The 24431-nt window shown below is 66.6% G+C and carries 19 protein-coding genes; 11 read left to right on the top strand and 8 right to left on the bottom strand.

From position 1 onward, the window contains the following. The 8 genes from CA951_RS32990 to CA951_RS32955 all read right to left on the bottom strand — a co-directional run bounded on the left by CA951_RS32990 (nt 1) and on the right by CA951_RS32955 (nt 10507). The gene (locus CA951_RS32990; protein ID WP_087560879.1) at nt 1-912 is read right to left on the bottom strand and encodes a xanthine dehydrogenase family protein subunit M; all 912 of its coding nucleotides are present in this window, start codon (nt 910-912) and stop codon (nt 1-3) included. Between the two features lie 76 nt (nt 913-988). After that, nucleotides 989-2425, bottom strand: a complete 1437-nt coding sequence (locus tag CA951_RS32985; protein WP_087560878.1) for a uracil-xanthine permease family protein — start codon at nt 2423-2425, stop codon at nt 989-991. Between the two features lie 164 nt (nt 2426-2589). After that, the gene (locus tag CA951_RS32980) at nt 2590-4293 is read right to left on the bottom strand and encodes a PucR family transcriptional regulator (protein ID WP_087560877.1); all 1704 of its coding nucleotides are present in this window, start codon (nt 4291-4293) and stop codon (nt 2590-2592) included. Nucleotides 4294-4391: 98 nt separating this feature from the next. Then, on the bottom strand, nt 4392-5021 hold the full coding sequence (locus tag CA951_RS32975; RefSeq protein WP_256974194.1) for a TetR/AcrR family transcriptional regulator: 630 nt from the start codon (nt 5019-5021) through the stop codon (nt 4392-4394). A gap of 50 nt (nt 5022-5071) precedes the next feature. Next, entirely contained in the window at nt 5072-7087 is a 2016-nt protein-coding gene (locus CA951_RS32970) for a 3-hydroxyacyl-CoA dehydrogenase NAD-binding domain-containing protein (protein ID WP_087560876.1), read from the bottom strand. 135 nt (nt 7088-7222) lie between these two features. After that, the gene (locus CA951_RS32965; protein ID WP_087560875.1) at nt 7223-8566 is read right to left on the bottom strand and encodes an MFS transporter; all 1344 of its coding nucleotides are present in this window, start codon (nt 8564-8566) and stop codon (nt 7223-7225) included. Between the two features lie 68 nt (nt 8567-8634). Further along, nucleotides 8635-9525 (bottom strand): CoA ester lyase, encoded by an 891-nt coding sequence (locus CA951_RS32960; RefSeq protein WP_087560911.1) that lies wholly within the window; start codon nt 9523-9525, stop codon nt 8635-8637. 310 nt (nt 9526-9835) lie between these two features. After that, nucleotides 9836-10507 carry a TetR/AcrR family transcriptional regulator gene (locus CA951_RS32955; protein ID WP_087560874.1) on the bottom strand — a complete coding sequence of 224 codons (672 nt, stop codon included), beginning with the start codon at nt 10505-10507 and terminating at the stop codon, nt 9836-9838. A 146-nt stretch (nt 10508-10653) separates the two neighbouring features. Between CA951_RS32955 and CA951_RS32950 the strand changes: the two genes are divergently transcribed. The 11 genes from CA951_RS32950 to CA951_RS32900 are packed head-to-tail and all read left to right on the top strand — an operon-like array spanning nt 10654 to nt 24388. Beyond that, nucleotides 10654-11154 carry a MaoC family dehydratase gene (locus tag CA951_RS32950; protein WP_373414721.1) on the top strand — a complete coding sequence of 167 codons (501 nt, stop codon included), beginning with the start codon at nt 10654-10656 and terminating at the stop codon, nt 11152-11154. A gap of 32 nt (nt 11155-11186) precedes the next feature. Next, on the top strand, nt 11187-13133 hold the full coding sequence (locus CA951_RS32945; protein ID WP_087560872.1) for an AMP-binding protein: 1947 nt from the start codon (nt 11187-11189) through the stop codon (nt 13131-13133). A 10-nt stretch (nt 13134-13143) separates the two neighbouring features. Then, complete coding sequence (locus tag CA951_RS32940; RefSeq protein ID WP_087560871.1) at nt 13144-14310, top strand: acyl-CoA dehydrogenase family protein; 1167 nt, start codon at nt 13144-13146, stop codon at nt 14308-14310. Further along, entirely contained in the window at nt 14310-15452 is a 1143-nt protein-coding gene (locus CA951_RS32935; protein WP_087560870.1) for a CaiB/BaiF CoA-transferase family protein, read from the top strand. Before CA951_RS32940 ends, CA951_RS32935 begins: the two co-directional genes overlap by 1 nt. Before the next feature lie 24 nt (nt 15453-15476). Next, complete coding sequence (locus CA951_RS32930) at nt 15477-16292, top strand: enoyl-CoA hydratase/isomerase family protein (protein ID WP_087560869.1); 816 nt, start codon at nt 15477-15479, stop codon at nt 16290-16292. Next, complete coding sequence (locus CA951_RS32925; protein WP_087560868.1) at nt 16279-17739, top strand: aldehyde dehydrogenase; 1461 nt, start codon at nt 16279-16281, stop codon at nt 17737-17739. The genes CA951_RS32930 and CA951_RS32925 overlap by 14 nt, the downstream gene beginning before the upstream one ends. Before the next feature lie 42 nt (nt 17740-17781). Beyond that, nucleotides 17782-18666 (top strand): NAD(P)-dependent oxidoreductase, encoded by an 885-nt coding sequence (locus CA951_RS32920; RefSeq protein WP_087560867.1) that lies wholly within the window; start codon nt 17782-17784, stop codon nt 18664-18666. Then, nucleotides 18663-19478 (top strand): N-acyl homoserine lactonase family protein, encoded by an 816-nt coding sequence (locus CA951_RS44630; protein ID WP_087560866.1) that lies wholly within the window; start codon nt 18663-18665, stop codon nt 19476-19478. The genes CA951_RS32920 and CA951_RS44630 overlap by 4 nt, the downstream gene beginning before the upstream one ends. A 28-nt stretch (nt 19479-19506) precedes the next feature. After that, nucleotides 19507-20661, top strand: a complete 1155-nt coding sequence (locus tag CA951_RS32910; RefSeq protein WP_179220397.1) for an acyl-CoA dehydrogenase family protein — start codon at nt 19507-19509, stop codon at nt 20659-20661. Further along, nucleotides 20658-22808 carry an acetate--CoA ligase family protein gene (locus CA951_RS32905; protein WP_087560864.1) on the top strand — a complete coding sequence of 717 codons (2151 nt, stop codon included), beginning with the start codon at nt 20658-20660 and terminating at the stop codon, nt 22806-22808. Before CA951_RS32910 ends, CA951_RS32905 begins: the two co-directional genes overlap by 4 nt. A gap of 8 nt (nt 22809-22816) precedes the next feature. Beyond that, nucleotides 22817-24388 (top strand): class I adenylate-forming enzyme family protein, encoded by a 1572-nt coding sequence (locus tag CA951_RS32900; protein WP_087560863.1) that lies wholly within the window; start codon nt 22817-22819, stop codon nt 24386-24388. Nucleotides 24389-24431: the final 43 nt, after the last annotated feature.

Below are 24431 nucleotides of genomic sequence, written 5' to 3'. Positions count from 1 at the left end.
TCACCTTCCTCCCGCCGACACGTGCACGGCGGCACCGTCGAGCACTGCGTCCTGCGCGGCCGCGAACCCCACCCGGGCGGTCAGGGCCGCGACCAGTTGCGACCGGTACCGCGCCGTGGCGTGGATGTCGGGTTCGGTGTCGATCCGTTCCCGAGCGAACTCGGACAGATTCCGCCACAACGGGTCCCGGTCGTCCGTCGCGGACGCACCCTGCAGGATGTCCGTGTAGTCGACGACCTCACCGAGTTCACCGGCCGACACGTACGTCATCCGGGCCTCGGCCACCGCACCGTCCTCGACTCGCACCTGGGCGGCGACCCCGACGAGTGCGTAGTCGCCGTGCCTGCGGGCGATCTCGTCGATCGCCGTCCCGACGCCGGGCTCGGCGGCCGGGACCGTGACACTGGTCGCGATCTCGTCCGCCTCGAGGGTGCTTTCGAGCGGCCCGGCGAACAGGTCGGTCGACCGGATCTCCCGGACCCCGCGCACCGACCGCACGGTGATCGAGCCACCGAGCAGCGCGAGCACCGCCGGCATCTCCGCGGACGGGTCGGCGTGCACGATGGACCCGACCGTCGTGCCGCGGTTGCGGATGGTCGGGTGCGCGACCAGGCGCAGCCCGCGGCCGATCAGCGGCTGCACCTGCGCGGCGCCGCGGTCGGCTTCGAGCACCGAGTGCGTGGTCAGGGCGTCGAACGTGACACCGAGGTCACGCGAGGACGACACCGCGTCCAGCCGGGGGATCGATCCGATGTCGACGAGGTGCGCCGGCGCGGCCAACCGCATCGAGAGCAACGGGATCAGCGACTGCCCGCCCGCGAGCACCTTCCCCTCGTGAGCCACGTCCGCGAGGATCTGACAGGCCTCGTCGATCGACCGAGGTCGGTGATAAGTCAGTGGCGACGGTTTCATTCCTCAGATCCTGCCCGTATCGTACGCTCGACGTTTCGTGAACTAGTGACAAAACTCACGTGCTGACGCTGGCAGATCACGTGAGCTGACCGACCCGGTCCGGGACCGTTCCATCGTCGGTGGTCGGCTTCGGGTGGTGACGGCCGGTGCCGGCGTCGTCGGCGTTGTCGGCGTCCTTCGGGGCGATGACGCGGCACAGGTGGTACATCCCGATCACCACGATCGTGCCGAGCGCGATGCCGCTCAGGGAGAAGCTGTCGCTGAACGTCAGCTCCACGTCACCGATCGCAATGATCAGGCCGGCCGCGATGGGCATGAGGTTGAGCGGGTTGCCGAAGTCGACGCCGTTCTCCTTCCAGATCTTCGCGCCGAGCAGGCCGATGATCCCGTAGAGCACCACCGTGATTCCGCCGAGCACCCCGCCGGGGGTCGCGGAGATGACGGCACCGAACTTGGGGGAGAAGCCCAGCAGCATCGCGATCACCCCGGCCGCGGCGTACGCGGCGGTCGAGTACACCTTGGTCGCGGCCATGACGCCGATGTTCTCCGCGTACGTCGTCGTGGGGGATCCGCCGACGCTGGTCGCGATGGTGGTGGCCAGGCCGTCGCCGATGAGGGCGCGTCCCATCATCGGGTCGAGGTCGGTCTTGGTGATCTCCGCGACGGCCTTGACGTGTCCGGCGTTCTCGGCGATCAGGGCGATGACACCGGGCAGCACGAGGACGATGAACGTGAGACTGAACGACGGCGCGTGGATGCCGACGATGCCGTTCGCCTCGTCGGAGAACGGCGGAAGCCCGATCCACGACGCCGAGGAGACGCCGTCCCAGTTGACGCGGAAGTGTTCGGTCACCGCGCCGGCGACCGGGTCGTACGACGTGATCATGCCGGTCGTCAGGTCGAGAACCCACGACAGCACGTAGCCGAACAGCAGTGTCAGGAAGATCGCGACCCGCCCGAGAAATCCGCGCAGCGCGACGCTCGCCACCACCAGCACGACCATCACCGTCAGCGCGACCCACTGGTCCTGCGGCCAGTACGTTCCGGCCACCACCGGGGCCAGGTTGAACCCGATCAGCATGACGACGGCGCCGGTGACCACGGGCGGCAGGATCTTGAACACCACCCCGCCGCCGAGGAAGTGGATCAGCACACCGATCCCGGCGAGCACGAGGCCGGACACCAGGATCGCGCCCGTCACCTGCGCCGACGTACCGCCCTGGGCGCGGATGGCGGCGATGCCGCCGACGAATGCGGCCGACGTCCCCAGGTAGCTGGGAATCCGGCCCTTGACGACGAGCAGGAAGAAGAGCGTGCAGAAACCCGACATCATCACGGCCAGTTGAGGATTGAGGCCCATGATGATCGGGAAGACGAACGTGGCCCCGAACATCGAGACCACGTGCTGCCCGCCGAGCCCGATCGTGCGGCCCCAGCTGAGCCGTTCGCTGGGGGTGACGACCTCCCCGGGTGCGATGGTCTTGCCATCTCCGTGCAGTGTCCAGATAGGCATAGGGGGACCTTTCAGACAGTGGCGGTGCAGGGGTGCCGGCGGCCGGTTTCTTGCGATGTGCCGCACGTCACAATTACACCTCGATAGGAGGGCAACGTTATTACAGCGTCAGCCACCCGGCGTGAGAAGAATCTGCCAGCACGTGCCCGGCGAAATTGGCAACTTTAGGAATTGATGCCGCGCATCGCCATGATCTTGAGGGCGAGCGACAGGTCGAGGCGCAATTCGGGGTGATCGGTGAACGACCCGAGCATCTTCTCCAACTTCACCACCCGGTACCGCAGGGTGTTGTAGTGAAAGTGAAGTTGACGTGCGGTTTCGGCGATGTTGATGTTGGTGGCGAGCAACACCTCGAGGGTGCGCCGCATGTCCTGCGCCTCGGGTGTGTCGGCCGTCAGTTCGCGCAGCGTCTCGCTCGCGAACGATTCGAGTTCGCGGTCGTCCTCGACGAGGCTCAGCAGCCGGTAGACGCCGAGGTCGTCGAAATGTGTCACCGCCCAGGCGCCGGCGATCTGCCGTCCCACCTTCAGCGCGGTCCGTGCCTGGCCGTAGAGGGCGGGGATGCCGTCCACCGAGTCCGTCGGCCGGGAAACCCCCACGCCGAACGCTCGGCGACCACCGCCGCCGGCGCCGCGCACGGTGGTGACGAGTTCGTGGACGAGGTTCATCGTGTCGGTGCCGACACCCATGAGGATCACCGTCTCCGTCGCCAGCGCGGTGACGGCGGCGCCCTGGTCGCGGCCCGCGACGGCGCTGGTGAACGCCCGCGCCTGTCGTTCGACGAGCGGCATCCGGGTGGGCATCGACGGTTCGTCCTCGCCGACCGGATCCGGTTCGATCACCACGACCACCACGGGACGGTCCAGGTCCCAGCCGAACGTCTTGGCGTGCGCGACCACGTGCTCGTGTTCGCCGCCGCGGCCGAGCAGCAGGTCGCGCACGAAGTTGGCGCGATGCTTCTCCTCCACCGAGGAGACGACCAGTTCGCGGGCCACCACGAGGGCGCACACCGCCGCCGCCTGCTCGACGAGGTACAGGTCTTCGCTGCGCAGCGCACGTCCGGTGCAAAAGTGCACCAGCCGCCCGTGGTCGATGCCGTTGGCCGAAATCGCCGACACCGCGATGGACTCGTCGCCCAGCCGGTGCAGGCCGAGCCCGCCCTCCGTGGAATCGGTGCGGACCCGCCCGGTGGCGTCGAGCGCCGCACTCGACGCCAGCAGCGCCAGTTCGGACTCGTCGCCGGCCCGGCACAACTGACGTCCGTCGGGTGTCGTGACCAGTACGGCCCCACCCAGTTCACGGGCAACGGCGACGGCGAGTTCGGCGAACCCGCCGCCGGCCATCACGACGTCGACGAGCACCCTTCGCAGCCGGTCCGCCTCGAACACGGCGTCGACCTGCCGGGCCGACGACTCGGCGAGAGCACCGGACAGCGGATGTTCCTGCGAATACGGTTCCGCGACGACGGCAACGGGAAACCCGAGTTCGTCGGCGGCATCGGTCATCTCGGCCGGCAGCGCCGCGGTGGCATCGTCGAGGCGCACGGCGAGCCCGGCGACACCCCGCCTGTCGAGCCGGGCGAGGAACGCGTCGATCGGCTCGACCAGCCGGCCCAGCACCGCGGACGTGGTGATCAGCAACTGCCCCGCCCGGAGCCACGGTCCGATGTCCGGCACCGCCATCACGGCAACGTTCGACACCTCATGGGAGGTGCCGGTCGCGCCGGCCACGAGTGTCGGGGAGACGAGGAGATCGGACGCCAGCACGTCGGCGAATGATTGCGGCGCAACGCCCGGACCAGTCCCGTTGCCGGTGTCGGCGGCTGCGCGGAACCGGGGAGCGGAACCGCCGACATCCCTCGCCGTCACTGCAACACCCTGCTCACCTGATCCGATGCTCGCCCCGGATGGCGCGAAAGTGTGACCTTAAGTCGCGACCCGAACAGCCGTCAAACGATGGTTGCCAATCAGCGACCGATACCGTTACGGACGAGGTCCTGCGCGTTTCGGATCACGGACTGGAGGGTCTGTCGTTCTGGATCCCACCACTCGTTGGCCCAGCTCAACGCTCCGATGATCAGGCCTTGCGCCGCATAGAGATTCAAGTCGGGTTGAAGTTGTCCGGCTTCGGCTGCCTCGGCGAGGTGTCGTCGCCAGATCGTGCCGTAATCTCGGCGCAACTCTTGTTGCCGTTCCCGGATATCCTCGGGCATCTGACTCATGTTGCGGGTCGAGGCCGCCGCGTAGTGCGAGATCGTCAAGGCTACTTCCAGATGTCCCGCGACGGCCGCGAGTATCCGATCGAGTGGCGTCGCGGTGGCCGGGAGGGCGTCGATGATAGACGTCACGTGTTCGATGAATCGTCGGTGACCGACGGTCATCACCTCGTCGACGAGGTCGTCTCGTGAGGGGAAATAGCGGTAGATCGCGGGTGCTCTGATTCCCGCGATCTCGGCGATGTCTGCAAGCTTGGTTCCCGCGTATCCATCCCGGAACATGACCTCTGCGGCGGCATCGAGTATCAGCTGACGGGTGTGCTTGCCGCTGCGCGCGGGGGCGTCGCCACGCCGTCCCTTGCCGGAGGTGTCCTTCGTCACCGGTTCACGGTAGAGGACCCGAGGCATCACGCCGTCATCGCGGGTACGGGTCATCGCCGCTCGCGAACCTCGTTCAGGCAGCGTGTAACGGCTTCCGGGAGGTGACCGCGCGACGCGGGTTCGGCCACCGAGAAAGTGACCGGGCACGACGCGTGAACAGCGGCAAGGGCCTCGACGATCTCGCTGTCGGTCCGGGCGGACATCGCTCGGACCGGACCACCGAGCGCCTTCGGGAATGCGAACCCTTCGGTCATGGCCACATCGATGTCGGATGCGCGCTCGGCGGTTGCGCAGTCCACGAGGACCGCGGCGCCGCACAGCATCGAGGCGAGCACCCTGTCTCGGATCTCCGAATCGTCGATGTGGCGGGGCTCGACTCCCTTTATCGCACGTTCGTCCGCGATGATTCTGTCGACATCGGGATCGGGTTCTCCGCGTCGCGAACCGTCGGGATAGGTGAACCACCCGGCTCCGGTCTTCTGCCCGAGTCGGCCGGTTTCGCACAGCCGGTCGGCGATCGCGACATAACGTTGCCGTGGATCACGCGTGGCTGCGAGCCGTTTTCGGCGCGCCCAGGCGATGTCCAGTCCGGACATGTCGGCGACAGCGAAGGGGCCGATCGGCATGCCGAGTCCGCGCATCGCACGGTCGACGTCCGACGGTGAGGTGCCTTCTTCGACCAGGAACTCGACCTGCGTGCGGTAGTCGGCGTAGACACGATTGGCGACGAACCCGTCACCGAGTCCGGCGGGAATTGCGACCTTGCCCAGGGTGGCGGCGATCCGGGACAGGGTGGCGGCGGTTGCGTCGTCGGTTGCCGGAGTGCGGATCACCTCGACGAGGGGATTGCGATGTGGCGGATTGAAGAAATGCAGCCCGGCGAATCGATTGCGATACTCGAGCGCACGCGACATCTCACAGAGATCGAGATAGGAGGTGTTGCTCGCGATGATCGCGTCGTCCCGAAGTATGGGCTCCAGGTTTTCGAGCAGATCGGTCTTGACTCCCATGTCCTCGAACACGGCGTCGATGACGAGATCGGAGTCGGACAGACCGGTGATGTCGGCGGCGGTACGGATCCCGCTGACCTGTGAGTCGAGCCGTTCCACCGCGGCAGGGTCCCGGTCGTAGACGACGACCGCGAACCCGTGATCAATGAAGGCTCGGGCCAGGGATGCGCCCATGGTTCCCGCGCCGGCGATGCCCACCGTGCGGACCGGCAGTGGGTTTGCAGGTGAGCGAAGCGCTTTCGCTGCCGCCCGGCGTGCGAAGAACAGGTAGCGCAGGTTGCTCGCCTCGTCGGACAGCCTGAGCCGGTTGAACACCTTCCGTTCCGCATCGAGGACCTCATCGACCTCGCCGTCACCCGCGCGACGAACCAGGTCGATCGCCTCGAGGACGTTGGGGCGAGCCCGCCGGCTCACCCGCGCGACCACCGCTTCGATGTCTTCGGCGGTAGCGGGTGGCACCTGCCGGTCGATCAGTCGGGACTTGCCGCTGACCGACCTCGCGAGCTCGACCGCGCGATCGACGAGTTCGTCGGCCGGAACGATGTCGTCGAGAATGCCGACGCGGAGTGCCTCGTCGGCATCGATTCGCCGCGCCGACGCCACCAGATCGATGGCGATGGGGACACCGGTGAGGCGGGGCGTACGGACCGTTCCGCCGGCACCCGGCACCATCCCGAGAGTCACCTCGGGGAATCCGACCTGGACCGTGGGATCTCCGATCCGCCGGTCGCAGCCGAGAGCGAATTCGAGTCCGCCGCCCAGGGCGAGCCCGGTGAGGGCGGCGACCACGGGCACGTCCAGCTGTTCGACGGCCGCGATGACCGAGGGCAGTTGCGGTTCCCGAACGTCACCGGCGAACTCGGAAAGGTCCGAGCCGGCGTAGAAGTGCGTCAGCGCCGAGGCGATCACCACACCCTCCACCTGCCGATCCGTCGCGAGGTTCCGCAGGGACCGGGCGAGGTCGGCCCGCAGAGTCGCATTGCCCATGTTCACCGGGGGGTTGTTCAGGAGAAGTACCGCGATCGTTCCGCGAAGGCTGGTGGTGACCGTGGACATGATGAGGGCCTTTCTTCGTCGCACATCGTGATCGTTCGGAATTGACGTCGCCGAGGGCGAGGACGGGAGTCTCCGATATCGTGCCGACCAGCAGAGGCGGTGAGCCAGTGCTGGTCGGCACGCGGGATGTCGAGACTATTTCTCGATGCGTTCGGCCGCTGGGGCGACGAACTCGGCGTTGGAATTCTCGTTGACGCCCTTGAACCCGAACCACGCGACGATTGCCGCGATGGCGGAGATGAGGGACAGGTAGTACCCGGGCGCCAGCTCGATATCGGTGCCCCCCAGCCAGGTGGCCACATAGGGCGCGGTGCCACCGAAGACGGCGATGGAGATCTGATAGGGCACTGCGCCGGCGGAGAATCGGATGCGGGCGGGGAAGAGGTCGACCATGGAGACGGCCACGATGGAGGTCACACCGGCGGCGAAGAACCCGATCCCCATCAAGGCGACTAACGATGCGGCGAACGTCTGTTTGTGGAGCAGGTAGAACGCCAGCGGCGCGAACATTGCCATACCCAGTGCCGCGAACACGGCGACCTGGCGGCGGCCGATCTTGTCCACGCACAGCCCGTAGACGGGGGACACGGCGGTGTAGAAAAGCAGTGCGATGGCCAGGGCGCTGAGCGACGCGGTGTAGCTGAGCGCGGCCACCTTCATCATGTAGGCCACCGTGAAGCCGGTGAGCATGTAGAAGGCGACACCGTTGAGCATGTTCCATCCGAAGACGGTGGCCATCGACTTCTTCGCTACACGGATGCCCTCGGCGAGCGGCGCCGACTCGACCTGGCCGGATTCGCGCACCGCCTTGAATTCTGGTGTCTCCTCGATGCGCATCCGCAGGAAGATGGCGATGATGCCCATCGGTCCGGCGAGCAGGAACGGGATCCGCCAGCCCCACGAGGTGAGGTCGGCCCCGGACACCGACGAGGTCACGATGAGGGAGACGACAGCGGCGGTTGCGGTTCCGATGCCGACCGCGGCGGGAGAGAGCGAACCGTATCGCCCGCGCCATCCCCGGGGTGCATGCTCGACCACGTAGATCGTCGCGCCGGCATACTCGCCACCGGCCGACAACCCCTGGAACACCCGCAGGACGACGAGCAGGACGGTGGCCCACACGCCGAGGCCCGCGTGCGTCGGCAGCACGCCGAGCAGGACGGTCGACAGGCTCATGAGGATCACGGCGGTCAGGAGGGCGGCCCGACGACCGATGCGGTCACCGATCCACCCGAACACGAAGGCCCCGAAGGGGCGGACGAAGAATCCCAGCGCGAACACCGCGAAGGTGGACAGGAGCGCGGCGCTCGGGTCGGACGACGGGAAGAACAGCGCCGAGATGGTGACAGCGAAGAAGCCGTAGAGGCCGAAGTCGTACCACTCGATGAAGTTGCCAGTGGCGCCGGCGTAGATGGCGCGGCGGCGCGCCGCGGATTCGGTGACTTGTCTCGGTGGCGAGGACACATGGGCGGAGGGCATGGCAATCCTTCCGGAGGGCCGGGGAGGGGAGAACTTTGTTGGGGGAGAGCGGATTCAGTCGGGATGGTTCAGACGAGGGCGAGGGCGTCGGCGAGGGCGATGACGCCCTCCGCGGTTTTGGCGTGAGCGAGGTCGATGTGCTGGCCCTCGAAGTCGACTGCACCGTGTCCCTGGGCTTCGGCGTCGTGGAAGGCCTGGACCATGCGTCGGTAGAAGTCGACCTTTTCGGGGGAGGGGGTGAAGACCTCGTTGGCGATCTCGACGTGGGACGGGTGGATGAGGGTCATGCCCCGGTACCCGAGGCGGCGGTTGTCCTCACAGAAGGTGCGGAATCCGTCCAGATCTGCGATGTCCTGCCACACGCCGCCGATCGGGTGGTGGAGCCCGTTCGCCCGGGACGCGAGCACGATGCGGCTGCGCAGATACAGGGTTTCGAGGCCCCCCGGGGTAAATTCGAATCCAAGTTCACGTCCGACATCGGCGTTGGGTCCGGTGGCGCCGAGGAGTGCAGCAACCCGCGGAGTGGCCGCGGCCATCGCCTCGCAGTTCGCCATCGACGAGGCGGTTTCGAGGCTCAGAAGGAAACCGATCTTTCCAGCGGGAAGGCCACGGGTTTCTTCGAGATGGGATACGACAGCGTCGATCCGGACGATGTCCTCGGCGTTGAAGGTCTTCGGAAGCAGCAGCCCCGCGACGCCGGGTACGACGACGGCGTCGAGATCGCCGCCCATCAGTCCCGTATCGCGGCTGTTGGGCCGAACCCACACATCCGCGCGGAGTCCCTGGTCGTGGAGACGGCCGATGGTCCCGGCGACGACGTCGCGTGCGGTCAGCTTGTCGGAGGCGGGGACGGAGTCCTCCAGGTCGAGAATGATCGCGTCGGTGCCCGACGCAACGGCCTTGTCGGCCCATGCGCCCTTGTGGCCCGGCACGAAGAGCATGGACCGATACGGTCGAATTGTGGTCATGGAAGACTTCTCCTTCGAGATGATGGTCTTTCGAGTTCGATCGACTTCGACGGACCGGGATCGACGGATCACTGGAATCAGAGTTCACGACAAGGAAATTGGAGCGATATGCAGCTGCCGACGTGGATCGGACCGCCGGTTCAATCGCCGTCCCGGTGCGTGAATCGATCGTAGATTAACGTGATGTGGATGACAATAGCCGGAACCTGAGTCGATCCGTCGGTCGTTGCCCTGGGGCACCGTCACCCAGGACGGATAAGCCCGACGCGCCCCGATTCGCGCAGGTGCGGGGCTCGATCCGCTAGGCGCGGGGCTCGATGAACAGCGGGAACGTCGCCTGCTCGGAGCGGTTCTCCAGTCCGCGGCGAACGATGGTCTGCGCGGTCGCGATGACGATCTCCACCGGGACCCTGTCTTCGCGCCACCATTCCACGGCCCAGTTCAAAGCGCCCATGATCAGCATGCGCGTGAGGTAGGGGTCGGCGTCAGGCCTGATCCGGCCGGCCGTGTGTGCGGCGTTCATCAGGTCACGCCAGACGGTGCCGTATTCCTCCTCGTCGACGCTGATCGCGGCGCGCATGGAGTCGGGAAGTTGGCGGGAGTTACGGACCGCAGCGATGGTGTAGTCCGACATGCCGAGCGTCACGCGCAGATGCGCCTCGACTGCGACCGCGATCTTATCCAGCGGGTCCGTGTCCGGCGGCAATTCGGCGAGAGCGTGACGAACATGGGTGTTGACCTGCGTAGTTCCTTCCCGGATGACCGCTTCGATGAGCTCTTCCAGGGAGGCGAAATGGTAGTAGATCGCCGCCGTTTGAAGACCCGCCTCCGATGCGACGTGGAAGAGTCGGGTGCCGGCGTAGCCGCGTTCTCCGACCACCCGAGCGGTCGCATCCATGATGCGCTGCCGGGTTCGCGCGGCTTTGGTTCCGGCGGGCGAGTTCGACTCGGTTCCGCGTCTCGTGTCTGTCATCGATTGAAAATTAGCACAGAAGGCGCTGTTGACTCGTACGTTAATCGACAGTAGATTAACTCTCGGATGGGGCGCACGCCTCATGTCACTCGACTCCGATCCCGCTCATTGCGCGGACGTGAGGTCACTTCCTATTCCTGGCGGAACTGCCAGACGTTCGTCACGCGAAACAAAGTGAAAGGCAGGGCGCCGATATGCCCGGTTTGTATTTCGAGGAGTTCGAATCCGGTCTCGTGATCGACCACCCGACGAGGCGGACGGTCTCCGAGTACGACAACGTACTGTTCAGCTCGCTGACGCTGAACCTCGCGCCCCTGCACTTGGATGCGGAGTACAGCAAGACCACCGAATTCGGCCAGCGACTGGTCAACAGCCTCTACATCCTCGGGCTGGTCTGTGGTGTCCCCGTGCCCGAGACCACCCTCGGCACGACGGTCGCGAATCTCGGGTTCGAGGAGATCACGTTCCCCAAGCCTGTGTTCCACGGCGACACGATCCACGTCCGCACCGAGATCATCGGCAAGCGAGAGTCCAAGAGCCGCAACGACGCCGGAATCGTCTTCTTCCGTCACCTCGGACTCAACCAACGTGACGAGATCGTGTGCAACGCCCGCCGCAACGGGCTCATGCTCAAGCGCCCCGCCTGATCCCCATCCGATCACACAAGAAGGACGTGCACATGAAGGGGCAATGCGTCTTCGGAACCTCCTCCTCACCCGCCTGGATCCCAACCGAGGAGATCATCTCCCGGAACCGGCTGCTCGCAGCGATGAAGCGGTGGGGATACGAGTCGGTGGAGGAACTACATACCGCATCGATCGACGATCCCGAGTGGTTCTGGCGGGCGGTTATCGACGACCTCGACATCGAGTTCGGCCGCCCGTTCACCTCGGTGCTCGACGACTCCGGCGGCAAACCGCTTCCGAAGTGGTTCGTCGGAGGCGGGATCAATCTGGCGCACCTGTGTTCACACCGCCACGCGGCGGGCGACCTCGCCGACCGTGACGCCATCGTCTACGAGGCCGACAACGGCACTCGACGGGCGCTCACCTTCGCCGAACTCGACCGTGAGGTGCGCCGGTTCGCGGCGAACCTGCGCGACCTCGGCGTCGGCAAGGGCGACCGGATCGTGCTGTTCACCCCGGTGGCCACCGAGACCGCGGTGGCCTTCCTCGCTGCCGCCATGATCGGCGCGGTCGTGGTCCCGGCGTTCTCCGGCTACGGCGCCGAGGCCGTAGCCTCACGCATCCGCAGCTCCGAGGCGGTCGTGCTCGTGACGGCGGACGCGACGACCCGCCGCGGCAAGCGGATACCCCTCAAGGAGACCGCGGACGAGGCCCTCGCGGAGACGACGTCGATCCGCACGGTCATCGTCGTTCGCAATCTCGGCGACGGGGCTCCGATGACTGCCGGCCGCGACCTCTACTGGGACGAACTCCCGGCCGACCCCGCGCCGACCCCGACCGTGGACACCGACCCCAACGACCCGGTCGTCATCGCCTACACCTCCGGTACCACCGGCGCACCGAAGGGCATCGTCCACTCACACGGCGGATTGGCCGCCAAGTGCGGTGTCGACGCGGCCTACGGATTCGACGTCCACCGGGGCGATGTCGTCGCCTGGATCGCCGACATCGGCTGGATGCTGTACGGCGTACTCCTCATCGGAGTTCTCCAGCACGGCGCCACCCTGGTTCTGACCGAAGGCGTCCCGACGTACCCGAGCCGGGACCGGCTGTGGGAAATCGTCGAACGCAACGGTGTCACCCTGCAGGGCATCGCTCCGACCGCGGCACGGGCGATCATGGCGGCCACACAGAACGAGGAAATCGGGCAGGACCTGTCGACCCTCGTTTCCTTCGCCTCCACCGGTGAGGCCTGGGACGAGCCCACCTGGCGGTGGTTGTTCGACCACGTCGGCAAGGGCACCCGCCCCGTCATCAACTACAGCGGCGGAACCGAGGTCCCCGGCGGAATCATCGTCTGCTACCCGTTCCTCGCCGCGGACGAGGCGTCGTTCAACGGCCCCATGCTGGGTATGGACGCCGTCGTCCTCGACGCGGCCGGTGCGCCGGTCTTCGACGAAATCGGGGAACTGGCCGTGATGAACACCTGGCCCGGAATGACCCACTCGTTCTGGAGGGATACCGACCGCTATCTGAAGACCTATTGGGACACCTGGCCCGACGTCTGGGTTCACGGTGACCTGGCAAGCGTGTCGCCGTCCGGGAGCTGGAAGATCCACGGCCGTTCGGACGACACGATGAAGGTGTCCGGCCGGCGAATCGGGCCCGCGGAGCTCGAGGCCGCCCTGCTCAAGGATCCTCGCATCGTCGAGGTCGCCGTGATCGGGGTACCCGACGAACACCGCGGCCAGAAGGTCGTTGCCTTTGTCGTCGTGCGGGACGCCGGGACCGACGAGGACGACCTCGTCGCCACGGCGGTCCACAACGTCGGGCGGTCATTCGCCCCCGACGTCCACCTTGTGTCGGCTCTGCCGAAGACCAAGAACGGCAAGATCATGCGCCGCGTCATCCGCGCACAGCATCTCGGAGAACCGACGGGCGATCTCGCCGCACTCGACTCCGTGGACAGTCTCGCCGCCATTCCCTCTTTGCAGAATTAGGAGAAACACCATGACCATCGTCACCGAGGAAACCACCGTCGACGTCGTCAGAAAGGCGACACGCGATCTGGCCCGCAGCTTCGATCTCGAATACTGGCGGCAGAAGGACAAGAAGGCCGAATACCCTCGCGAGTTCGTCAAGGCGTTCGCCGACGGTGGCTGGCTGGGCCTGATCATCCCCGAGGAATACGGCGGACTCGGGCTCGGGATGACCGAGGCGGCCGTGATGCTCTACGAGATCTCCGCCTCCGGTGCCGCGAACAGTGGTGCGTCGGCGATCCACTTCTCGATCTTCCCCCCGGCGCCGATCATCAACTTCGGCTCCGAGGAAATGAAGAAGCAGTGGCTACCGAAGATCGCCAGCGGCGAAATCCTCATGTGCTTCGGCGTCACCGAACCCACCGCCGGCGTCGACACCTCCCGCATCCGCACCATGGCCAAGAAGGTCGACGGGGGCTGGGTCGTCAACGGTCAGAAGGTCTGGATCAGCAACGCGCAGAACGCGGACAAGATCCTGCTGCTCGCCCGCACCTCACCGCGCGATGACGCCAACCCGCTCGACGGCATGACGATCTTCTTCACCGATCTCAACCGGGACCACGTCACCATCCGGGAGATCGAGAAGTGCGGCCGTTCGGCGCTGGACTCGAACGAGCTGTTCATCGACGACCTGCCGGTCCGGGACGACGAGGTCGTCGGCGAAGTCGGCAAGGGATTCCAGTACCTCATCGACGGACTCAACCCCGAGCGAATCGTTGTCGCCATGGAACAAATCGGAATCGGTCGTGCCGCAATGGATATCGCGGTTCAGTACGCCAAGGACCGAGTCGTGTTCGATCGCCCCATCGGCAAGAACCAGGCGGTAGCGCATCCACTGGCGGACTCGTGGATCCGCCTCGAGGCAGCTGAGCGGATGGCCATGCATGCGGCGACCCTGTTCGACACGCAACAGCGATGCGGCAAGGAAGCCGCCGCAGCGAAATTCCTCGGTGCCGAAGCGGGGTTCGAAGCCTGCAATCGCGCGATGTCGACCCTGGGCGGCTACGCGTACTCGAAGGAATACCACGTCGAGCGGCTGTGGCGGGAATGCCGCCTTCAGTTGAACGCGCCGTTCTCACAGGAGATGGTGCTCAACTTCGTCTCGCACAACGTTCTGAAGATGCCGAGGTCGTACTGATGTCCGCGCGGCGCGGTGCCCTCTCCGGAACACGAGTTGTCGTTCTGGAGGGACTCGGGCCCACCCCGTTCATCTCGATGCTGCTCTCCGACATGGGCGCCGACGTCGTCCGCGTCGCGCGCCCACGGCACCGCTCCGCGCGCGAGATCGGACAGACCAAGGGACTGTCCCCGGACCGGGACGTGGTCAACCGGGGGACCACCTCCGTCGAAGCCGATCTCAAGAGTCCCGCCGGGATCGAATCCGTGCTCCGCCTCGTCGACTCGGCGGACATCTTCATGGAGGGCTACCGTCCCGGCGTCGCCGAGCGGCTCGGTCTCGGCCCGGACGTCGTCCTCGACCGCAATCCGGCGATTGTGTTCGCACGGATCACCGGCTACGGCCAGACGGGCCGCCTGGCGAAGGCTGTCGGACACGACATCAACTACATCGCCCAGTCCGGTGTCCTGCACACCCTCGGGCATCCCGGTGAACGCCCGCGTCCGGCGGTGAACTACCTCGGCGACTACGCAGGCGGCGGCGCACTCGGCGCCTACGGAATCGTCTGCGCCCTGTTCGAGTCCGCTCGGTCGGGCGAGGGTCAAGTCGTCGACGTCTCGATGGTGGACGGAGCGGCACTGCTCACCGCACGTATGCAGGGCCTGCGTGCGGCAGGCCTGTTCTCCGACGAGCCCGGAACCAATCACATCGACAACGGGGCACCGTTCTACGACACCTACCGCTGCGCCGACGGGCGGTACGTCGCGGTCGGCGCCCTCGAAGCGGATTTCTACCTCTCGTTCCTCTCCGGGCTCGGAGAGGACACCACGGCGTGGCCCGACCGGGACGACGAGGCGAACTGGCCGACGCTGCGGGCATTGATCGAGGAACGGGTCGCGTCCCGCTCGATGGCCGAGTGGACCGAGATTTTCGACGGCACCGATGCCTGTGTGACGGCGGTGCTGAACTTCCCCGAGGCGGCCGGCGACGCACACAACGCCGAACGCGGGGTGTACGTCGATGTCCACGGGATCTGCCATCCCGCGCCCTCACCGCGTCTGCACCGAACACCGGCCCGCCGGCCGGGACTGTCTGCCCGTGAGGGAGCAACCGTCGACGACGTCCTCGCAACCTGGTCCGCTCCGGCGGGCCTGCCCTCCTGACCCACCGCCACGAAGGAACGCCCCATGTTGTCCACTTATGAGCAGTTCTCCAGCCTGAAGTTCGAGAACAACCACCCCGGCGTGCTCGAGCTCGTCTTCGACGGGCCCAACCTCAACGCCGTGACCGAAGACCAGCACCGCGAACTCGCCCTCATCTGGCAGGTCATCGACCGCGACCCGCAGGTCCGGGTGGTCCTCGTGCACGGTGTGGGCAAGGCGTTCTCCGCAGGCGGCAGCTTCGACATGGTCGAGGCGCAGATCGCCGACCACAGGATCAACATGCGCGTCATGCAGGAGGCCCGAGACCTGTACTACAACATCATCGGTTGCTCGAAGCCCATCGTCTCGGCCATCCACGGACCCGCCGTCGGGGCCGGGCTCGTCATCGCACTGATGGCCGACATCTCGGTCGCCGCGACAGACGCACGCATCATCGACGGCCACACCCGACTCGGTGTCGCCGCCGGAGACCATGCCGCCGCCGTCTGGCCGCTCCTGTGCGGCATCGCGAAATCGAAATACCTCCTGATGACCTGCCGCGAGGTTTCCGGGCAGGACGCCGAGCGGGCGGGACTGGTCTCCCTCACCGTCGACAAGGAGCGGCTGCTCGACACCGCCACGACCATCGCCAAAGACCTCGCGGACGGCGCACAGGATGCCATCCGATGGACCAAACAGGCGATCAACGGCTGGTACCGCCAGGCCGGGCCGATCTTCGACGCATCCCTCGGCCTCGAGTTCCTCGCCTTCAACGGCCCCGACGTCGCCGAAGGCGTTGCCTCCCATCGCGAGCACCGCGCCCCGAACTTCACCCCGAATGCATCCCATGAGCTCGCCTGAGGCCACGGTTCTGCCCGACGTCCTGACCGCCGTCATCGGCGGGAAGTGGACGGCGGCAGCAACCGACGCGACAATCCACGACGTACACGACCCGGCCACCGAACAGGTCATCGCACGGTTCGCGCAGACCACGGCGCAGCAGGTCGACGAGGCCGTCCGCAACGCCCACGACGCGTGGCGAGGCTGGGCCGCGACCGCACCGGTCGAACGCGGACGCGTGCTCGCTCGGCTCGCCGACACCGTCCGCGCTCACGCGGAATCCCTCGCCTCGCTCGAGTCCGCCGACACCGGGAAGCCCATCTCCCAGGCACGCGGCGACGTCGCCGTCACCGCGCGCTATCTCGAGTACTACGCCGGTGCGTGTGACAAATTCGGCGGCGAGACCATCCCGCAGGCGGCAGACACCTTCGCCTACACCGTCCGCGAGTCATACGGCGTCGTCGCGCATATCACCCCCTGGAATGCCCCGCTCAGCCAGATGATGCGCGGCGTCGCACCGTGTCTCGCCGCCGGGAACACGGTGGTCGTCAAGCCGTCCGAGCTGACACCACTCACGACCAGTCTCGTCGCGATCCTCATGGTCGAGGCCGGTCTTCCGGCCGGGGTGTGCAACATCGTCCTCGGCGACGGACCTGCTGTCGGTAGCCCCCTGGTCGGGCACGAACTGGTCCGGCACATCGCGTTCACCGGATCGGTGGCATCGGGGCAGAGCGTGGGAGGTGTGGCTGCGGAGCGAATCGTCGGCGCCCATCTTGAGCTCGGTGGAAAATCGCCCACGATCGTCTGTGCCGACGCCGACCTCGGGCGTGCTGCGAAGGCCGGAGCCCTTGCCGTGATTCGGAACTCGGGCCAATCTTGTTTCGCCACCACGCGGTTGTTCGTCCATCGCGGGGTCCACGACGAATTCGTCGAACGGGTCGCCGCCGAGATGCAAGGGCTGTCCGTCGGCCCCGGTGCCGACGATCCCGATCTCGGACCGCTCGTGTCGGCTGCTCAACGCGACCGGGTCCTCGGGATCGTGGAACAGGCCCGAGCGAACGGTGCGGAGATCATCGTCGGCGGCCACCGTCCCACCGGCCGGGACACGGGATTCTTCGTGATGCCGACCCTCGTCGCGTCCGTGACGAACGACATGGCGATCGCCCAGCAGGAAGTGTTCGGCCCGGTGCAGTCCGTCATCGCATTCGACGATCTCGGCGAGGCGATCGCGCAGGCGAACGACACACCGTACGGCCTGTCGGCGGGTGTCTTCACTTCCGACATCGGCCGGGCACATCGAGTGGCCCGGGAACTGCAGGCCGGCCAGGTGCAGATCAACCGCTATGCCGGGGCGGGCGTCGAGATCCCGTTCGGCGGATACAAGGCCAGCGGCATCGGCCGGGAAAAGGGCACCGAGGCACTGCTCGGCTACACGCAGGTCAAGAGCGTGATCGTCGCGCTCGACTGAGCGGCGAGACGCGACGAAAAGATCGTAGGGAAGGAAACCAACATGAGCAGCAAGCGCACTCTCGGATTCGTCGGACTCGGCGTCATGGGAGGCCCGATGAGTATCAACTTGGTGACCCGATCGGGCCACGAGATGATCGCCTTCGATCTGAGCACCGAGTCGCTGGACCGAGTGGTCGACGCCGGCGCGAAGCGGGGCGCGAGCGTGGTCGACGTCGCCGAGCAGGCCGACATCGTCTTCCTCTCGCTCCCCAGCATCGTCCAGGTGGAAGCCGTCGCAGCGGAACTCCTGTCCGCAACCAACCCACCGAAGATCATCGTCGACATGAGCACGAGCGATGTGACCCGGACGCGTGCGCTCGGGGCGCTCGTGGACAAGGACGGCGTCGAATTGGTCGACGCGCCGGTGGCCCGGTTGCGGCAGGCCGCCAAGGACGGCACCCTGCTGATCACCGTCGGCGCCACGCCGGAACGGTTCACCGACCTGCAACAGCTGTTGTCCTGCATGGGATCCGACATCGTCCATGCCGGCGCACTCGGCAGCGGGCAGGTCATCAAGATCCTCAACAACATGGTGGTCTTCCAGACCGTCAACGCGCTCGCGGAGGCCCGTGCCATCGGTACCGCGGCAGGGGTGGACCCGAAGTTGCTGTTCGAGACGCTCACCCTCGGATCTGCGGACAGCTTCGTCCTGCGCAAGTCGGCGCTGAGTACCCTCGCCGTCGACAGCTTCCCGGTCAAGACGTTCCCGACCGTGTACGCCATCAAGGATCTGAACCTGGCGCTCCAGCTCGCCCGCGACGAGGGCGTCCCCACCGCCTCTGCGGATCAGACCATGAAACTGTTGGAGGCCACCCGCGACGCCGGCTACCGCGACGAGTACTACCCCGTAATGGTCAAGCTCATCGAAGGGGGCACGCGGAAATGAGCGCGACCTTCGACGTCGTCGCGATCCGGCTCGGGCATGTCGACCGGGTCGCCCGGGACAACTTCCTCGGCGACCCGCACCTCGCGGGCGCGATGCGGCTCGACTTCGACATCTGGGTCGTCCGCAACGAGGATCGGATCATCCTGGTGGACACCGGCTTCAGCCCTGAAGCCGGAGAGCGTCGCGGTCGAGTGCTGGAGCGTCGCCCGGCGGACGCTCTGCGCGAGTTGGGAATCGCGCCCGACGAGGTCACCGACATCGTCGTCACGCACCTGCACTACGACCATGCCGGCAATCTCGGAGACTTCCCCGGCGCTGACATCTGGATCCAGGGTGCCGAGGTCGCGTACGCGACCGGCAACAGCATGCGGCACCGGCAATTATCTCACTTCTTCGACGTGGACGACGTATGCGACATCGTGCGCCGAACCTTCGACGGCCGAGTCCGCCAGATCGACGGTCGCCACGTAGTGACCGACGGAGTCGAACTGCACCCGGTCGGCGGACACACCCCCGGCCTGCAGGTGGTTCGGGTGCGCACCGAACGCGGGTGGGTCGTGCTCGCCTCCGACGCGCTCCACTACTACGCAAACCTCGAACTACGGAACCCGTTCCCGGCGATCGTCGACGTACCCGCGATGCTCGACGCCTTCGACACCGTCCTGCAACTCGCCGACGGACCCGATCATGTGGTGCCGGGCCACGACCCCGCCGTCATGGAACGGTTCGGCACGGTCTCCGGCGATCTTCCCGACGGGATGGTCGCGCTGCACCGACAGCCCACGCCCCACCCCGCACCCGCACAGCACTGACTCACCGCACAACACAGGAGATTTCGCCGTGGACTTCCGCCTTCCCGATGACATCGAGGACTTCCGCGCCTCCGTCTCGGCGTTCGCAGCCAAGACGCTCGCGCCGGGTGCCCTCGCCAGGGCGCACGCTCCCGAATTTCCCTGGGACGTCGCCGCGCAGATGGGGCAGCAAGGGCTGCTCGGACTGACCATCCCCGAGGACAAGGGCGGACAAGGCGCCTCGCTGCTCGCCGCTGTCGTCGCCATCCAAGCTGTCGCAGCGCACTGCCCGCGATCGGCGGACGTCATCCAGGCCGGCAACTTCGGCGCGATCCGGACCTTCGCCGAGTACGCGGCGCCCGAGCAGCGCGAGAAGTACCTGCCGAATCTGCTGGCCGGGAAGTCGGTCATCGGACTGAGCATGACCGAGCCCGAGGCAGGGTCGGCGGTGACGGACCTGCAGACAACCGCAGTCCGTAAGGACGACGGGTTCGTCATCAACGGCACCAAGGTGTTCGGGACCCACAGTGCGGATGCCTCGGTGTACCTGGTGTACGTGCGATTCGGCCCGGGGGTGGGGGGCATCGGCTCGGTGCTCATCGACGCAGGCACTCCCGGTCTGACCGTCGGGGAACCGTCGATGTTCATGAACGGTGAGCATTGGTGCCAGCTGTACTTCGAGGACTGCTTCGTTCCGGACTCTCAGGTCCTTCTCGGCGAGGGCGGCTTCAAACGGCAGATCACAGGATTCAACGTCGAGCGGCTCGGGAACGCCTCCCGATCGCTGGCTGTCGGACGCTATGCCTTCGATACCGCCGTGCGGCATGTCACCGAGCGCGAACAGTTCGGCCGTCCCCTCGCCGAATTTCAAGGGCTGCAGTGGATGTTCGCAGAGCGCGCGGTCGCCCTGGAGTCCGCTCAACTGCTCCTGCACCGTGCTGCCGCCGTCGGCGACGGTGACCTTCCGACCGCCTACGACACCGCTGTCGCGAAGTACGCGGCCAACGAAGCCGGATTCGGTGCCGCAGACCTCGCCGTTCAGGCGATGGGTGGTATCGGGTTCAGCGAAGAATCACTGGTCGAATACTGCTTCCGGCGTACCCGTGGCTGGAAGATCGCCGGTGGTTCCACCGAGATCCTGAAGAACCGGATCGCGGAGACCGTCTTCGATCGCCGGTTCAGCCAGAGGGCGGGCACGCGATGAGTCCCGATGCCGGCGAACGCCTCTACCACGCACTCATGCAGCCGCAGACCGTCGCGATCGTGGGAGCCTCCGACGATCCGGCCAAGACCACCTCGCGCCCTCTCCGCAATCTTGCCGACAGCGACTGGCCAGGCACCGTCTACGTCGTCAACCCGAACCGCGATACCGTCGCGGGTCGCAGGGCGTATGACAGCCTGACCGATCTGCCCGCCGTCCCGGACCACGTCTTCGTGCTCACCGGCGCGGATCCGGCGATCGAGGCCGCGCGTGAGTGCTCCCGGATCGGCGTTCCGGTGGTGACGATCATGGCCGACGGTTTCGTGGGTGGTTCGGCGGATGCCCGCCGGCGGATGACGTCGCTCGAGGAGGTTGCCGCCGCCGGGCGGACCCGTGTCCTGGGCCCCAGCAGTCTCGGAGTGGTCAGCACTTCCCAGCGACTCGTCCTGACCGCGAATGCCGCGTTTTCCGAGCCGTTGCCGATGGGTGGGGGGATCTTCGTCGCATCCCAGTCGGGTAGTGCCATAGGTGCGTTGGCCTCACGCGGCAAGGACGCGGGGATAGCCTTCCACTCCATGGTCTCCACCGGCTCCGAAATCGACCTGTCGTTGGGCGAAGTGTGCCTCGCTTCGGTCGACGACCCCGAGGTGACGAGCTACATCCTCTTCCTCGAGAACCTCAGCCACGCGGGCGATCTCGCAGCCTTCGCGCGGGCGGCCGCCGACCGCGGGAAGCCGGTGCTGGCATACAAGCTCGGGCGCTCGGATGCGGCCGCCGAACTGGCTGTCTCCCACACCGGCGCCCTCGCGGGAGATGATGCGGTAGCCGATGCGGCGCTCCGCGACCTCGGCATCACCCGCGTGCGCACCTTCGACGCGCTCCTCGAGGCGCACCCCCTGGCCCGCCGCGCCCGGACCCTCGCAGCGGCGCGCTCGGCTCCGCGGGTGGCCGTCGTGTCCACCACCGGCGGCGGCGGGGCGATGATGGTGGACTGCCTGGCGATGGCCGGCGCCGAACCGGCCCGGCCGAGCGAACAGACCCGAGCCCGGCTCGCCGATGCCGGAATCGATGCAGGTGGTGGCACCCTCGTCGACCTCACCCTGGCGGGAACTCGGTACGAGGTGATGAAGTCCGCACTCGACATCCTGCTCGCAGCCCCCGAGTTCGATGCCGTCGTGGCGGTCCCGGGTTCGTCTGCCCGCTTCCATCCGGAGCACGCCGTCAAGCCGATCGTCGACGCTGCAGGAGGCGACAAGGCCCTCGTTGCGTTCGTCGTACCCTCCGCGCCGGATGCGCTACGCATGCTTCGTGACTGCAGGATCAGCGCCTTCCGGTCCCCGGAGTCCTGTGCCGACGCGATCGTCTCGGTATTCGCTTCCAGGGCACCCCGGCTGGCGGCACTCTCTCCCCTTCCGGCACCGACGACGACGAACGTCCTCGACGAGCAATCCTCGTACGGGGTGTTCACCGACTTGGGTATCCCACACGCCCCGTTCGCGGTTCTCGACACGGCAGGACCCTTCGACGAGATCCCGGTGGCCACACCCGCCGCGGTGAAGATTCATGCGGCCGGACTGGCTCACAAATCGGACCTGGGTGGTGTCGTTCTCGGAGTCGAGGACACCGCCGGGTTGACGTCCGCCGTCGACACCATCGTCTCGTCGGTGCGGCGAACCGACCCCACCGTGCCGACCGACCAGATTCTCGTGCAGCAGATGATCCGAGGACTCGGCGAGGCCCTCATCGGATTCCGGGTCGACCCGGATGTCGGCCCGATCGTGCTTCTCGCCGCGGGCGGAGTGCTGGCCGAACTCCACCAGGACCGCAGCGTCCGTCTCGCACCCGTCGATCCGGCCACGGCCCAGGAGATGATCGACGAGGTGACCGCGTTCCGTGCCCTTACCGGATTCCGTGGCCTCCCCAAGGGGGACCTCACGGCGTTGCGTGACGCCGTGGTCGCAGTGTCGCGCGCCGCCGATCTGGTCGACTCCGGTGTGGTCGAACTCGAAGCGAACCCGGTGATGGTGTGTGCCGAAGGGCAGGGTGTGTTCGCGGTCGACGCTGTTGTCCGGATCGCGCAACCTGATCGTTCCCAGTCCACTCGGTCGACCCCCGCCGTTATTGTGACCGCCGGTAACGTAGGACCGTAGGAGTTCCCATGGACATCAACCACATCGTGGATTCACCTTTCCGGGCGCTGCCGCGGGGCGACAGGAGCGCCCCCGCGGTGTCGATCGACGGAACAACATGGTGGACCTACGCCGATCTCCGCGCCCGCCGCGATTGCTACGTGACAGCGCTCAGGGACGCCGGGGTCGTCAAGGGCGACCGGGTCGGAATCATCCTGCTGAACTCCCTCGATTACGTCGCCCTGTACTTCGCGATCGCCCGCATCGGCGCGATCGCGGTCCGCCTGAACTTCCGGCTCGCTCCCGCGGAACTGTCCTTCCTCATCGAGGACTCGGGGAGCGAGGTGGTCTTCTTTCACTCCAGCCGCAGTGACCAGCTGGAGCCGGTTCGCGGTGATCTCTCGGTCCGGACCTGGTTCTGCCTCGAGGACGACGAAACTCCGGTACCCGAATGGGCCATGGAACCCGACCTCACCTGCCCCGATCACGGTGTCGACGATCTTCCGCGACCGGCCGGAAATGATCCGGTCATGATCATGTACACCTCCGGAACGACCGGCCGACCGAAGGGTTCGGTGTGGACCCATGACAATGTCATGTGGTTCGCCACCATCCAGGCCATGCAGTGGGGCTTCACCTCTGAGACCGTGACATTGACGACCGGTCCGCTCTACCACGCCGGCGCCTTCGAGTGCTTCACCCTGCCGGCGCTCATGGTCTACGGGAAGGCCGTGATCATGTCCAGCGGCGGGATGTCCGCTGAGCGCATCGCGGGCACCATCGAGGGCGCGCAGGTCACCCACGCGCTACTCTACCCGTTCCTCATCTACGACCTGATCGCGCTGGGAGCCGGCGACCTCCGTAAACTCGACACCCTCGAGCTCATCATGTCCGGCGGTGATCCGTTGCAAGCGTGGGCGATCGACGCGTTGAGCGAACACCTGCCACACGTGGTTCTCAACAAGGGATTCGGCCTCACCGAGGGCGGCGGACAGTCCGCAGTCCTCGTGCAGGAGTTCAGCCGGAGCCACGCCCACACCGCCGGCCGTCCGCTGCCCCTCACCGAGATTCGCGTGGTGGCATCCGACGACATCGACGCCGCAGCCGGTGAAGTGGGGGAGATCTGGGTCAGGTCGCCCGCCATTTCCGGGCTGTACTGGAATCGACCGGAAGCCACGAAGGCGACGTTCGTCGACGGCTGGTGTCGGACCGGTGACCTCGGGCAGATCAGTGAGGACGGCTTCCTGCTGGTCAGCGGTCGCAGCAAGGACATGATCCGCAGCGGCGGCGAGAACATCTATCCCGCGGAGATCGAGGCGGCGCTCGCCCATCATCCGGGTGTCGCTGCCGTCGCCGTAGTGGGTGTCCCCGACAGCAAGTACCTGGAGGTGGGCTGCGCGGTCATCGTCCCCGCCGCGGACTCCGGCCCGGTGGACGAACTCGAGTCCTCCGTCCGGGACATGGTCGCCGCGCGGCTGGCCAAGTACAAGTGCCCCCGCCACTACGCGTTCGTCGACGCACTGCCTGTGAGCCCCGCCGGAAAGATCCTCAAGCGCGAACTGCGCGACACCTACGCATCCATCGCGGGCTCGGCTTCCTGACATCGGTCCGGCCCGTTCCACTGAACGCTGCCGGAATTACTGT

Origin of the sequence: Rhodococcus sp. NCIMB 12038, assembly GCF_002165735.1 — a bacterium.
GTDB lineage: Bacteria > Actinomycetota > Actinomycetes > Mycobacteriales > Mycobacteriaceae > Rhodococcus_F.
This window is presented reverse-complemented; position numbering and strand designations above follow the sequence as displayed.

Coding starts and splice junctions, on each gene's coding strand:
- CA951_RS32925 (WP_087560868.1), top strand. CDS start 16,279: ATGAGCTCGCCTGAGGCCACGGTTCTGCCCGACGTCCTGACCGCCGTC.
- CA951_RS32955 (WP_087560874.1), bottom strand. CDS start 10,507: ATGACAGACACGAGACGCGGAACCGAGTCGAACTCGCCCGCCGGAACC.
- CA951_RS32900 (WP_087560863.1), top strand. CDS start 22,817: ATGGACATCAACCACATCGTGGATTCACCTTTCCGGGCGCTGCCGCGG.
- CA951_RS32940 (WP_087560871.1), top strand. CDS start 13,144: ATGACCATCGTCACCGAGGAAACCACCGTCGACGTCGTCAGAAAGGCG.
- CA951_RS32930 (WP_087560869.1), top strand. CDS start 15,477: ATGTTGTCCACTTATGAGCAGTTCTCCAGCCTGAAGTTCGAGAACAAC.
- CA951_RS32965 (WP_087560875.1), bottom strand. CDS start 8,566: ATGCCCTCCGCCCATGTGTCCTCGCCACCGAGACAAGTCACCGAATCC.
- CA951_RS32990 (WP_087560879.1), bottom strand. CDS start 912: ATGAAACCGTCGCCACTGACTTATCACCGACCTCGGTCGATCGACGAG.
- CA951_RS32920 (WP_087560867.1), top strand. CDS start 17,782: ATGAGCAGCAAGCGCACTCTCGGATTCGTCGGACTCGGCGTCATGGGA.
- CA951_RS44630 (WP_087560866.1), top strand. CDS start 18,663: ATGAGCGCGACCTTCGACGTCGTCGCGATCCGGCTCGGGCATGTCGAC.
- CA951_RS32945 (WP_087560872.1), top strand. CDS start 11,187: ATGAAGGGGCAATGCGTCTTCGGAACCTCCTCCTCACCCGCCTGGATC.
- CA951_RS32985 (WP_087560878.1), bottom strand. CDS start 2,425: ATGCCTATCTGGACACTGCACGGAGATGGCAAGACCATCGCACCCGGG.
- CA951_RS32935 (WP_087560870.1), top strand. CDS start 14,310: ATGTCCGCGCGGCGCGGTGCCCTCTCCGGAACACGAGTTGTCGTTCTG.
- CA951_RS32905 (WP_087560864.1), top strand. CDS start 20,658: ATGAGTCCCGATGCCGGCGAACGCCTCTACCACGCACTCATGCAGCCG.
- CA951_RS32970 (WP_087560876.1), bottom strand. CDS start 7,087: ATGTCCACGGTCACCACCAGCCTTCGCGGAACGATCGCGGTACTTCTC.